Below are 12,033 nucleotides of genomic sequence, written 5' to 3' on the forward strand. Positions count from 1 at the left end.
TAAGCGCGCGCTCCTGATCGGCGGCGGGATCGCGGCCGCGGTGCTGCTCGCCGGCGGAGGCGTCGCGGTGGGTGCCGCGATCGGCGACGAGTTCGGCGACGACGACGACCGCCCCGCCATGGAGGGCCCCCGACACGAGGGCGACCACGGCCCGCGCGGTGACCACCGCGGCGATGAGGATGCCCGCCCGAGCGGAGACCGGGGCGACCGCGGCCCTGTCACCGGCATCGGCACCGACGACGTCGACGAGCTCCTCGCGATCGCCGCCGCCGCCCAGGACGCCGCCGAGGGCGAGGTCACCTCGATCGACGCGAAGCGCGACGGAACGTGGGAAGTGCAGCTGACCACGTCCGCCGGGGACGAGACCGAGGTGCGCGTGGACGACGACCTCACCGCGACCGTGGTGTCGACCGACGCCGCAGACGACGACGACAAGGGACCGACTCTCACGCTGGACGAGGAGACCATCCGCACTCTCGTCGACGCCGCCCTCGCCGAGGCCGAGGGGATGATCACCGACCTCGATGTGGACTCCGACGATGTCAGCCCCTACGACGCCTCCGTCCTCACCACGGACAACCGCTCGATCGACATCTCCTTCGACGCCTCGTTCGCGGTCGTCGGCACCGACGTCGACGAGTGACCGCGGCCCTGACGGCTAGCATGCAAGGATGACGAACTCCGATCCGATCGACGAGGTCTCCATCGGCGGCGAGGTCATCCGCCTCGGCCAGTTCCTCAAGTTCGCGGGACTGCTGGACTCGGGCGGCGACGCGAAAGAGGTCATCATCGACGGCTACGTCACCGTGAACGGCGAGGTGGACCGGCGCCGCGGGCGTCAGCTCCGCGACGGCGATGTGGTGACCTTCGAGGGCCGGGCGGTCCGCGTCCGGCCCTGACCCTGCGTCGCGGAGCCTCCCTCCACCTCTGCGCCCCGGTTCCGCGCCTCGCTCACGAGCACCGCGGTCACCCCGGCGCCGCACAGCACGAACCCGCCGAGCGTGATCGCCGTGAGGGGTTCGCCGAGCAGCAGCGCCCCGCCGATCGCGGTCGCCGGGGCGACGAGGAAGAGCAGCGCCTGCAGTGCGGTGATGCCGACCCGGCGCAGCAGCCACCAGTAGAGGCCATAGGCGCCGAGCGTGGGGAAGACGGCGGTCAGGACCATGGCGATCCAGAACGACGGTCGCGCCGGCGGCACGAGTGCCCCGGCGAGCGCGGCGATGACGAGAAGCAGCACGGCGGTCACGCTCACGTGGATGGTCAGGGTCAGCAGCACCCCCGTGCGCACGGCCGTCCGCCGCTGCACCAGCGTGCCGATCACGAGGCAGACCATCGCCGCCGCCGGAAGCAGATAGGCGACGAGCGGCGCGGAGCCCGCGCCGAACTGGGACTGCACCACGAGCAGCACCCCCACCGCCCCGATCACCAGTCCCGCCACCTGGGCGCCCCGCACACGGAGGCCCAGCACCGGCCCGACCAGCACGGCGACGAGCAGCGGCTGGACCGCGTCGATCAGCGCGACGGTGCCGGTGGCGATCCCCGTCGCGACGGCTGCGTACACCGCAGCGCAGTAACCGAACTGGGCGAGCGCGCCGATGACCGCCTGGACACCGAGTTCCCGCGCGGTCATCCCCTTCGTCGCTCCGGACATCGCGGCGAGGACCACGAGCAGGACGGCGAGCGGCGTGAACCGCCAGACCAGGAGCGTCAGCGGGTCGACGTCCGCGGTGGCGACCGCGGGGATGAGGAATCCCGAGCTCCACGTGAGGACGAAGGCCACCGCCGCACCCGCGGTCACGACCCGGGAGAGTATACCGATCTGTTTACTCATCCCGTCACTATACAGGTTGGTATACTCGCTGCATGTCGACAACCGTGCCGGAGCTGCCGCCGCTGACGCCCGGGGCGCGCCGCGTGCTCGACGCCGCCTCCGACCTCTTCTACGAGCGCGGCATCCACGCCGTCGGGGTCGACACCATCGCCGCTGCGGCCGGGGTGACGAAGAAGACCCTGTACGACCGCTTCGGATCGAAGGAAGCGCTCGTCGTGTCCTACCTGCAGCACCGGGACGCCCGCTGGCGGGATCACGTCGCCGCTCACCTCGCACGGGTCCCGGAGCCGGGGCCCGCCCGCGTGCTCGCGATCTTCGATGCCGCCATCTCCTGGGTGCCGGACCACAGCACCAAGGGATGCAGCGCCATCAACGCGCGCGCCGAGATCGACGGCCCCGGGGACGCCCCGCTGGTGCTCGCCGAGGCTCGTCGCGAGAAGGAGTGGCTGCTCGCGGTCTTCGCTGAGCTCTGCGGTGAGGCCGGGTTCCACGACCCGGACCGGCTCGCCGAGACGCTCATGCTCCTCTATGAAGGCGCGATCGTCACCGTCGGCATGGGGACGTTCGCGGAGCCGTTCGCGACGGCTCGGGACAGCGCGCGCCGACTGCTGGAATCCGCGGCGTCCGACGCGTCCTAGACGCCGGTCGTCGGTGAGGACGCGCGCGGCGGCAGCACCGCGCGCACCGTGACCACGAGGAACGCCACGAGCAGCACCACCATCGTCACGTCCGCGACGATGTAGGCGTAGTGCGCGCCATCCGTTCCCGGAGCCTCCTGCCCTGTGATGACGAGGTCGCTGCGCCGATTGAGGATCGGGCGGATGACGATGACCTCGACGAGGAACACCAGCCACAGCCCGCCGAGCAGCAGAGCCGAGGAGCGCCCGGCACGGGCACGGACGCTGACCGCCGTCAACACGAGGAGCACCGCTCCCGCGAGGACGTTGAGGGCGGTGAACACGAGGCGACCGATGCCGAGACCGAGCGGGATCGTGATTCCGGGAGCCAGGAACTTCAGCGGTGCCTCCAGGAACGAGATCGCGATGGTCGCCCCGAGCAGGAAAGCGGGCAGCAGCAGGCGCAGCGCCGTCATCGTGCGTCCACCCGTCATGGCCTCAGGCTAACCGGGCGGTCCGCACCGCCGGCGGTGGGTGACCGTGGAAATCGGCCCCTCGCTTCCCACTCAGGGGATAATGGGTAACATGCCACGTCCTACCGACGCCTATCGCGGACTCATGCAGAGCAGTCGGCTGCGGGTTCTCGCCGCCTTGATGGACTCCCCGGGAATCGGGCTCGCCGAGCTCTCCCTCCGCATGGGCCTCCACGTGAACACGCTTCGCGACCACCTCCGCGTGCTCGAGGGCGAGGGGCTCGCCCGGTCCGAGGTGGAGCACACCGGTCGGCGCGGAAGACCGCGCCTCCGCTTCTCCCCCGTGCTGCCGAGTGAGCCCAATGAGATCGAGGAACGGCGGGTCCAGGAGGCGATCCGCCACGGCGACCTCATGCGCGCGGTGCTCCCGGCGACGCGATCGGGCCTGCCCGAGGCCGCGACGCATCAGCTCGACGCACTGTTCCATCACCTCGACGACGTGGGCCTGCAGCCCGACATCGACGAGAAGGCGATGACCATCGACCTCTCCCCCTGCCGCTTCCACACGCTGCTGACCGATGACCAGACCGTGGTCTGCCGGGTGCACGAGGAGCTCATGAAGTCGGTGCTGGCGAGAGCCGGCGGACCCGTGGAGATCGAACGCGTGATCCCGTTCACGAGCGCGCACTCCTGCCACGTCCGGCTCAGCCTCCGCGAGGAGTCGGCGTCCGACGCAGGAAGCTGACGCCGGGGATCAGTTGAAGTCGCCGCCCGGCGCCATGTCGGCGAACCGGGAGTAGTGCCCCTGGAAGGCGACGGTGATGGTCGCGGTCGGACCGTTACGGTGCTTGGCCACGATGAGGTCGGCCTCGCCGGGACGGACGTCCTTGTCGTAGACCGAGTCGCGGTGCAGCAGGATGACCATGTCGGCGTCCTGCTCGATCGATCCGGACTCTCGCAGGTCGCTGATGGCGGGCTTCTTGTCCTGGCGCTGCTCGGGACCACGGTTCAGCTGCGACAGTGCGATGACCGGGACCTGCAGCTCCTTGGCGATGAGCTTGAGGCTTCGGGAGAACTCCGAGACCTCCTGCTGGCGGGACTCGACGCGCTTACCCGACGTCATGAGCTGGAGATAGTCGATGATGACCATGCGCAGACCGGCACGCTGCTTCAGCCGTCGGCACTTCGCCCGGATCTCGACGAGCGTCATGTTCGGGCTGTCGTCGATGTAGAGCGGGGCGTCGTTGATGCGGCCGCGGGTGGCGGCGACCGTCGTCCAGTCCCGCGGGTCTAGAGTTCCCTTGCGCATGTTCTGCAGCGGGATCGCCCCCTCGGCGCTGAGCAGACGCATCGCGATCTCGCTCTTGCCCATCTCGAGGGAGAAGAAAATCGAGGGGAAGTCGTGCCCGATCGAGGCCGCACGGGCGAAGTCGAGGGCGAGCGTGGACTTTCCCATCGCGGGTCGCGCGGCGACGACGATCATCTGCCCGCCGTGCAGGCCGTTGGTGAGCTCGTCGAGCTCGCGGAAGCCGGTGGGGATGCCGGTCATGGAGCCGTCGCGGCCGTTGGCCGCCTCGATCTCCTCGACCGCGGCGTCGACCGCGACCGTGAGCGGCACGTAGTCCTCGGCCGTCTCCGAGCCGGTCACCGAATAGATCTCGGCCTGCGCGTTGTTGACGATGTCGGTCGCGTCGCCCTGGCCGTCGTAGCCGAGCTGGACGATGCGCGTCCCGGCGTCGACGAGGCGGCGGAGGATCGCGCGCTCGGAGACGATGCCGGCGTAGTAGCCGGCGTTGGCCGCGGTCGGAACGATCGACGTGAGCGTGTGCAGGTAGTCGGCGCCGCCGGCCTTGTTCAGCTCACCGGTCTTGATCAGCTCGTCGGTGACCGCGACGACGTCGGTCGGTTCACCGTGGGAGTAGAGCGAGAGGATTGCCTCGAAGATGAGCTCGTGCTTGGGGATGTAGAAGTCGGCGCCCTTGAGCGTCTCGATCACGTCGGCGACCGCGTCCTTCGACAGGAGCATGCCGCCCAGGGCGCTCTGCTCGGCGAGGAGGTCGTGCGGAGGGGTGCGCTCGGGCGGACGCTGCCCTCCCAGGCGCTCCTCGGAGATGTCGGCGATCGACACTGTGTTCCCTTCGATGCGACGGTTCTGAGGCGGGCCCCGCGCGCGCATCCGCAGACGCCGGTGCGGGGGACCGCGGCCGCGCGGCGGCCATCCCCAGACAAGCAGGTGCCCCCGACATTCGGTCGCTCGACCACGCTATGAGCGGTCTCCACACGGTGCAACACGGCCTGTGGATAACCATGTGGACAGCGTGCGGACAATCTCGGAGTGTCTGTGCAGAACAGGTGTGGATAACCCGGTGGACGGTGTGAACGCCGAACTTTTTTTATTGCCCTGACCAGGGTTTCATCGTTTCCCCACCCTGTGGATGAAAACGAGCTTAAATTGCGCGTTGAAGGTTTCCCCTCCGGAGGGGGCATGTGTAGAACCTGGGGAAAGTCAAGCCGGAAATCCGCCGGGCGCGTCACGATCTGACACGAGAAGAATCGGATGTAAACGCCCCTGGACAGACAGGGGGTCCGCGAGTATTCTGCCTCCCATCGACACACCCGTGGACCTTCGGAGGGGGAGGACGACGTGGACGCTCGGACCACCCGACGCGGCGTACCCCACGCCGTCCTCTGGGGTGGAATCGGCGCGCTCGCCTGGGCAGCCCTGACCGTCCTCACCGGCGGCGGATCCGCGCACGCGGACGAGCAGCCGAAGGGTCCGCTCGACAGCCTCACCTCTGTCGTATCCGAGACCGTCACCGCCGTGACGAAGCCGGTCGTGAACGACGTCGTGGCTCCGGTGGTGAACCAGGTGGCGACTCCGGTGGTCCAGGAGGTCGTCGCGCCCGTGGTGCACGAGGTCGTGGCTCCGGTCGTGACCCACACCGTCGCTCCCGTGCAGGAGGCCGCTCCCGCCCTCGTCGAGACGGTGACCGAGACGGTGACGCAGGTCCCGGTCGTCGGAGACACCGCGGCCCCGGTGCTCGAGGCGGTCGCCGAGACCACCGAGACGGTCGTCGAGCCCGTGACCGACGCGCTCGGCTCTGCACCGGTCTCACAGATCACGGCGCCCGTACTCGACCTCGTCGGCGGCCTTCCGCTGGTCGGCGGAATCGTCGTCGACTCCGGCGCCATCGACCTGGTCGAGAACGTCGTCGGCGTCGTCGATGGCACGACCGGCCTGATCGGCGGCGTCGTCGAGGAGACCGTTCCGCCGGTCGTCGAGGTGCTCACGCCACACGAGCCGGCCGCACCGCAGACCCCGGAGGGCTCCGTCCCCGCGGGTGTGACCACGGCGCGCGACGAGATCGCCGCGCTTCCCGAGCCTGCGCCCGCGCCGTCGGCCTCCCCGAGCACGGGCCAGCACTCTGCGCTCCGTACCGTGGCTTCCTTTGCAGGCCCGGTCTCCGCGCCCCACTCCTCGGACGTCGGCGCCGGTGACGCTGCTCCGGTGCCGCTCGGTGCTCCTCCGGCCGCTCCGGCCGCCCCCGCCTCTTCCTCCGCCACCTCGGCCGGAGGTTCCACCAGCGCCCCCGCTCGCCTCAGCGAGATCGGCGCGACCCCGCTCCGTGCCTGGGAGCGGGCCGCCGGCGCACGGGACGACGCCCTGCCGGGCGCCCCCGTCGCCGACACCGACGTCTCTCCCGACTGACGGACTGTCACGTCATCCCACCCGGATGACAGATGCCGTGCTGCGCGCGCACTTCCTCGCGTGCATCCCATCAGACAGACCAGTCACGTCAGGAGAACCATCATGCGTACCTACGCGAAGCGCGTCCTCTGGGGCACGCTCATCGCCGGCGGGATCACCCTGCTCGGCGCGACGGCCGCCAATGCGGCCGAGACATCCGGAGACGACGGCTTGCTCTCCGGCACCCAGGCCGTAGCGCCCATCACCGCCCCGATCACGGTCGTCGACAACGCGATCTCCGTGCTCGGCGACGCGGCATCCACGGCGCCTGCCCCGGCCCCCGCTCCGGCACCGGCACCGGCACCAGCCCCTGCCCCGGCTCCCGCCCCCGCTCCGCAGACGAGCGGCGAGGAGGGCACGGCATCCGGCACCCAAGCCGTGGTGACCGTGAACCTTCCCGTCACGGTGACGGACAACGCCATCAGTCTCACCGAAGACTCCACGACCAGCACCCCGGCCGCCGCTCCTCCCCAGAGCGCGGCTCCCCAGGCCCCTGACGCGGCCGGGGTGCTTTCCCTCGACACGGACGGCCTGGATGGTGTGCTCTCGGGCACCCAGGCTCTCGTGGCGGTCAACGCCCCGGTGACCGTGTCCGACAACGCCATCTCGCTGCTCGGTGACTCCGAGTCGGCCGCCGAGGGAGAGGGCGCCGCAGCACCGGCGCCTGCCCCGGCGACCGGGTCGAGCACCTCGGGCGAGGACGGCACCGCGAGCGGCACCCAGGTCGTCGCCCCGGTGACGGCCCCGGTCACCGTCGGCGGCAACGCCATCTCGCTCCTCGGCGACAGCGAGGCCTCCGGCACCTCCGGCGGCACCGCGGCCCCGACCGCACCCGCGGCCGGAGGCAGCACCACCGGCGGTGAGGACAGCATCCTCGGGGGCACGCAGGCCGTGGCACCCGTGACGGCGCCTGTCACCGTCGGCGGCAACGCCATCTCGCTCCTCGGCGACAGCGAGGCCTCCGGCACCACCGGCGGCACTGCGACCCCGACCGCACCCGCGACCGGGTCAAGCACCTCGGGCGAGGACGGCACCGCGAGCGGCACCCAGGTCGTCGCCCCGGTGACGGCCCCGGTCAGCGTCGGCGGCAACGCCATCTCGCTCCTCGGCGACAGCGAGGCCTCCGGCACCTCCAGCGGCACCGCGGCCCCGACCGCACCCGCGGCCGGAGGCAGCACCACCGGGGGCGACGACAGCACCCTCGGCGGCACCCAGGTGGTCGCACCCGTGACCGCCCCCATCGGCGTCACCGGCAACGCCATCTCCGTCACCGACGACGCCACCGTCACCGGCACCACCGGCGGCACCACGTCCCCGACCGCACCCGCGACCGGAGGCAGCACCACCGGCGGCGACGACAGCATCCTCGGCGGGACTCAGCTGGAGCTCCCCGTGACGCTTCCCATCACGATCGGCGGGAACGCGATCTCCGTCGTCGGCGAAAGCACGGTGACCGATCCCGGCACGAACCCCGGAACGGACCCGGGCACGGATCCGGGCACTGATCCCGGCACCAACCCCGGCACCGACCCCGGCACGGACCCCGGCACCAACCCCGGCACCGACCCCGGAGTGAACCCGGGAACGACGCCGAGCACCGGAGCCGGCATGACCAGCATGCCCTGGGCTGCGGGTGCCGCCGCGACGGGTGAGGCCACCGGCCTCGCGATGACCGGTGGCGCCTCGGCCGCGTGGCTGTGGGCCCTCGCCGCTCTCCTGCTGCTGGGAGGTGCGGGCCTGCTGCGCCGTCGCACGGCGTAGGCGCTGAGCCCCGGCGGCGGCGATGTCCTCGGGGGAGGAGACTCGCCCCCGCCGGTGCGCGGCAGCGTCCGCACGTGCGGTGCAGCCCTCGCTGCGCTTCCTCTGCCGAGCGTGACCGCCGCGCAAACGGCGGATGCCCCGTGGTCCCCCCACCGCGGGGCATCCGTGTGCCCGTTCTGCGGACGCACGGGACGCGATGCGGGGGCTTAGCCGAGCTCCTGGAGCTCCGCCGTCATGTCGCCGCCTGCGTCTCCGGTGTTGACCGTGCCCTTCGGCTCGAAGAGGATCGCGTGCACCTCTTCCTCGGCTTTCGGGCAGTGCTCGACGCCCCGGGGCACCACGAACACGTCGTTCGGGTTCAGGACGACGTCGCGGTCGCGGAGCTGGATCGTCAGGCGTCCGCTCACCACGAAGAACAGCTCGTCGGTCTCGGGATGCGTGTGCCAGACGAATTCGCCCTGCAGCTTCACGACCTTGACGTCGTAGTCGTTGACGCTCGTCAGCCGGTGCGGCTGCCAGTGCTCGTGGATGGTGGACAGGGCCTCGTGCACATTGCGAACGTCGTCCGTCATGGCCAGCAGCCTATCCTCACGGCAGGACGATCGACCCGTCGGCGTCGACGACGACAGCACTGCCCGGGAAGTCCCGCCGGCCGCGCTCGTCCATCAGGGCGCCGGCCCGACCGGTCGGATCGGGCTCCGGGGCGCCGCCGTCGGCCGCCAAGCGGATCGAGCGGACCTGTCCGCCGAGAAACGTTCCGTCGGCACGGAGACGGACCGACAGGTAGGCGCCGAAGCGCGTCTCCTCCTCGGCCCCGAAGACGCCCCCTCCCGCGAAGTTGCCCAGACTGTACGCGATGAGGCGGCCGCGGTAGAACTCCGCACCCCGGACGACGTGCGGGCCGTGCCCGACCACCAGATCGGCCCCGGCGTCGACGGCCGCGTGCGCGAACGCCTGCGGATCTCCCCGGTTCTCCCCGAAGCTGAGCTCGGTCCCCCCGGTGACCGCGTCGGCCTCCGGTCCCTCGGCGCCCATGTGCGCGTGGACGACGACGAGGTCGGCCTGCTCCGCCGCCGCACGCACGACCTGACCGACGTGACGCAGGTCGGTGACCCGGTTGAATCCCCCATAGGGCGCGAAGCCGACCAGGGCCACGGTGGTCTCCCCCACCCTCGTCACGACGACCTCGTTCCGGTCCCCGACGGCGTCCATGCCCTCCGCGCGCAGAACGGCCCTCGTCTCGTCGACGCCCTTCCGGCCGAAGTCGTGACTGTGGTTGTTCGCCTGATTGAGCACGTCGAAGCCGCGCAGCGCCGCAGCGGCATCCGGCTCGCTGCGGAACGCGAGGCAGTGGTCGCTCCCGCCGCACTTGTCGACGCCGGTGTCCGCCGCGATCACCTGCTCCAGATTGCCGGTGACGAGGTCCTCGGTGAACCAGGGGCGTACCTCGTCGAAGGTCGATCGCCCGCGATCCGCCGGGATTCCGCGCGACGCGTCGTACAGCAGGATGTCGCCCACGGCGCCGATGCTGACTTCTCCCTCGCTGGTGGCGGCGCGGTCGATGATCGCGGAAGGCCGAGCGGGGATCGCCGCTGCCGCGGTGACGGCGAGGCCGACCCCCAGCAGTGCCAGCACCGCGACCGGGGTCCGCCAGGGGACTCTGCGTGGCGCGCCGTCGACCGCGGCCCGCCGACGAGGCAGATCCCACAGCCAGGCGAGTCCGTCGCGAGCGGTGAGCCGATCGAGGCCGATGCACGCGGCGACGAGACCCACCGTGAGCACGATCGGGAGCAGGAGGGCCGCGATCAGCTGCACCGCCTGCCCCGCGTCGGACAGCACTCCCACGAGCGCGGCGTCGGCGAGCGCGAGCAGCGGCATGTGCAGGAGGTAGATCGGCAGGGTGCGGACGCCGAGCGCCTGCAGACCCCGCCCGACCAGAGGGAGGCCCGCGAGGATCGGGGCGACCGCGATTCCCATCGCCACCCCGAGGACGGACACGGTCGGCCACACCCCGGGAACGGTCTCCGTGCCCGTCACGCGCATGACGGCGTAGGCGGCGAGGTACCCGAGGATCAGGGCCCCGGCGAGTGCGGGTCGCGGTCGAGCGGTGAAGCGACGGATGCGCGGCGCGAGGTATGCACCTCCGAGGAAGAAGAAGAGGTTGTAGAGGAGCGATCCGCGGTTGCTCACCACGTCGACCAGTCCGGCGGCCACCGCCACCGAGAGCATGCCGGCACCCACCAGCAGGACGCCGCGCGGCAGTCGGTGCAGGCCCTTCGCGACGACGAAGTACAGCGCGAGCGCGTAGAGGTACCAGGTGTTCGGCGGGCTGATCGTCACCCCCTCCACGAACGCGGAGACGCTCCGCGGCACGAACGTCGGGAAGTCCGGGAATGCCCACATCGCGGCGGCGTGGATGAGGCTCCACAGCAGATACAGGTAGAGGAAGCGGACGACGCGGGGACGGAACACGACGGCCCACGGTCGGGCCAGCGCCGCGGAGGCGAAGTACCCGGACAGGAACAGGAACAACGGCATGAGGAACGGCCAGATGAGGTCGCTCGCGAGACCCCAGGCTCCGGGGAGGGGGATGCCGAGCCGCCAGTCGACCTGCAGGTAGGTCTTCAGCACGACGTGCCAGAACACCACGAGGACGATCAGCAGCCCCTTCGCGGCATCGCCCCAGGGCGCTCTGGATGTCGGGAAGGGGGGTGGTGTCACCATGGAATCGAGCCAACAGCACAGCATGTTGCGTCGGCGTATGAGAAATGTCGCCTGATCCTCACCTCGTCCCGATGCAGAACGCCCCCTGTCCCGGAGGACAGGGGGCGTTCCGTTCGACAGGCGTGCGCCCGTCGGGTGCCTTACTTGGCGGCGACGACCTGCAGCGTGATGACGGCAGTGACGTCCTCGTGCAGACGCACGGTCGCCTCGTGCTCACCGGTCGCCTTGATGGGCGAGGGGATGTGCACCTTGCGCTTGTCGATCGAGCCGAGGCCCGCAGCCGTGACGGCCTCTGCGACGTCGGCGGTCTTCACCGAGCCGAACAGACGGCCTTCCTTGCCGGCCTTCACCGCGAGACGCACCTTGGTGCCCTCGAGGGTGTTCTTCAGGGCCACCGCCTCGTCGCGGTCGTGGATCGCGCGTGCCTGACGCGCGGCCTGGATCGACGCGACCTGCTTTTCGCCACCACGGGTCCACGCCGTAGCGAAGCCCTGGGGGATGAGGTAGTTGCGGGCGTACCCGTTCTTGACCTCGACCACGTCACCGGCGCTACCCAGCCCGGCGACCTCGTTCGTGAGAATCAGCTTTGCCATCTCAGTACCCCTTACCGGCCGGCGCCAGCGTAGGGCAGGAGCGCCATCTCGCGCGCGTTCTTGATCGCGGTGGCGATCAGACGCTGCTCCTGCACCGACACACCGGTGATGCGACGGGCGCGGATCTTGCCGCGCTCCGAGACGAACTTGCGGAGGGTGGCGACATCCTTGTAATCGATGACGCCGACCCGGATGGACTTCGCGGGAGCGGCGTTCTTCGCGCCCTTCCGCGGCTTGCGGCGGTCGCCGCTCGACTTTCCAGCCATTGCTTTTCCTTAGTGATGAG

At 70.6% G+C, this 12,033-nt stretch carries 13 protein-coding genes; 6 read left to right on the forward strand and 7 right to left on the reverse strand.

Going from position 1 to position 12,033, the window contains the following annotated elements; all coding sequences use genetic code 11:
• On the forward strand, nt 1–643 hold a 643-nt coding region (locus tag D8M34_RS18975; RefSeq protein WP_238695628.1), incomplete at its 5' end, for a hypothetical protein.
• 28 nt (nt 644–671) lie between these two features.
• Nucleotides 672–899, forward strand: coding sequence for an RNA-binding S4 domain-containing protein (locus D8M34_RS08500; protein ID WP_025102805.1), 228 nt, complete (start codon nt 672–674; stop codon nt 897–899).
• Here the strand turns inward: D8M34_RS08500 and D8M34_RS08505 are convergent.
• Nucleotides 839–1,831, reverse strand: a complete 993-nt coding sequence (locus tag D8M34_RS08505; RefSeq protein ID WP_238695629.1) for a DMT family transporter — start codon at nt 1,829–1,831, stop codon at nt 839–841. The two genes, D8M34_RS08500 and D8M34_RS08505, sit on opposite strands and share 61 nt — an antisense overlap.
• Before the next feature lie 32 nt (nt 1,832–1,863).
• On the opposite strand from D8M34_RS08505, the gene D8M34_RS08510 reads away from it, so the two are divergent.
• The gene (locus D8M34_RS08510) at nt 1,864–2,469 is read left to right on the forward strand and encodes a TetR/AcrR family transcriptional regulator (RefSeq protein ID WP_126893761.1); all 606 of its coding nucleotides are present in this window, start codon (nt 1,864–1,866) and stop codon (nt 2,467–2,469) included.
• Here the strand turns inward: D8M34_RS08510 and D8M34_RS08515 are convergent.
• A complete protein-coding gene (locus tag D8M34_RS08515; protein ID WP_238695630.1) occupies nt 2,466–2,942 on the reverse strand; it encodes a hypothetical protein in 477 nt (158 codons plus the stop codon). The genes D8M34_RS08510 and D8M34_RS08515 overlap by 4 nt on opposite strands.
• A gap of 91 nt (nt 2,943–3,033) precedes the next feature.
• Here D8M34_RS08515 and D8M34_RS08520 point away from each other — a divergent pair, with 91 nt between their 5' ends.
• Nucleotides 3,034–3,666, forward strand: coding sequence for a transcriptional regulator (locus tag D8M34_RS08520; protein WP_126893762.1), 633 nt, complete (start codon nt 3,034–3,036; stop codon nt 3,664–3,666).
• 9 nt (nt 3,667–3,675) lie between these two features.
• Here D8M34_RS08520 and dnaB read toward each other — a convergent pair whose 3' ends face one another.
• Nucleotides 3,676–5,049 (reverse strand): replicative DNA helicase, encoded by a 1,374-nt coding sequence (dnaB, locus tag D8M34_RS08525; RefSeq protein ID WP_025102810.1) that lies wholly within the window; start codon nt 5,047–5,049, stop codon nt 3,676–3,678.
• A gap of 516 nt (nt 5,050–5,565) precedes the next feature.
• On the opposite strand from dnaB, the gene D8M34_RS08530 reads away from it, so the two are divergent.
• Together D8M34_RS08530 and D8M34_RS08535 are read left to right on the forward strand one after the other, a co-directional pair.
• Nucleotides 5,566–6,630, forward strand: a complete 1,065-nt coding sequence (locus D8M34_RS08530) for a hypothetical protein (RefSeq protein ID WP_126893763.1) — start codon at nt 5,566–5,568, stop codon at nt 6,628–6,630.
• A 102-nt stretch (nt 6,631–6,732) separates the two neighbouring features.
• Nucleotides 6,733–8,430, forward strand: a complete 1,698-nt coding sequence (locus D8M34_RS08535; protein WP_194088845.1) for a hypothetical protein — start codon at nt 6,733–6,735, stop codon at nt 8,428–8,430.
• Nucleotides 8,431–8,636: 206 nt separating this feature from the next.
• Here the strand turns inward: D8M34_RS08535 and D8M34_RS08540 are convergent, their stop codons facing one another.
• The 4 genes from D8M34_RS08540 to rpsR all read right to left on the reverse strand — a co-directional run bounded on the left by D8M34_RS08540 (nt 8,637) and on the right by rpsR (nt 12,013).
• Nucleotides 8,637–9,002, reverse strand: coding sequence for a cupin domain-containing protein (locus D8M34_RS08540; RefSeq protein ID WP_071329808.1), 366 nt, complete (start codon nt 9,000–9,002; stop codon nt 8,637–8,639).
• A 16-nt stretch (nt 9,003–9,018) separates the two neighbouring features.
• The gene (locus D8M34_RS08545; RefSeq protein ID WP_161973053.1) at nt 9,019–11,154 is read right to left on the reverse strand and encodes a CapA family protein; all 2,136 of its coding nucleotides are present in this window, start codon (nt 11,152–11,154) and stop codon (nt 9,019–9,021) included.
• 140 nt (nt 11,155–11,294) lie between these two features.
• Nucleotides 11,295–11,747, reverse strand: a complete 453-nt coding sequence (gene rplI, locus D8M34_RS08550; RefSeq protein WP_025102814.1) for a 50S ribosomal protein L9 — start codon at nt 11,745–11,747, stop codon at nt 11,295–11,297.
• 11 nt (nt 11,748–11,758) lie between these two features.
• Nucleotides 11,759–12,013, reverse strand: coding sequence for a 30S ribosomal protein S18 (gene rpsR / locus D8M34_RS08555; protein WP_017203799.1), 255 nt, complete (start codon nt 12,011–12,013; stop codon nt 11,759–11,761).
• Nucleotides 12,014–12,033: the final 20 nt, after the last annotated feature.

Source organism: Microbacterium sp. HSID17254 (assembly GCF_003989315.1).
GTDB lineage: Bacteria > Actinomycetota > Actinomycetes > Actinomycetales > Microbacteriaceae > Microbacterium.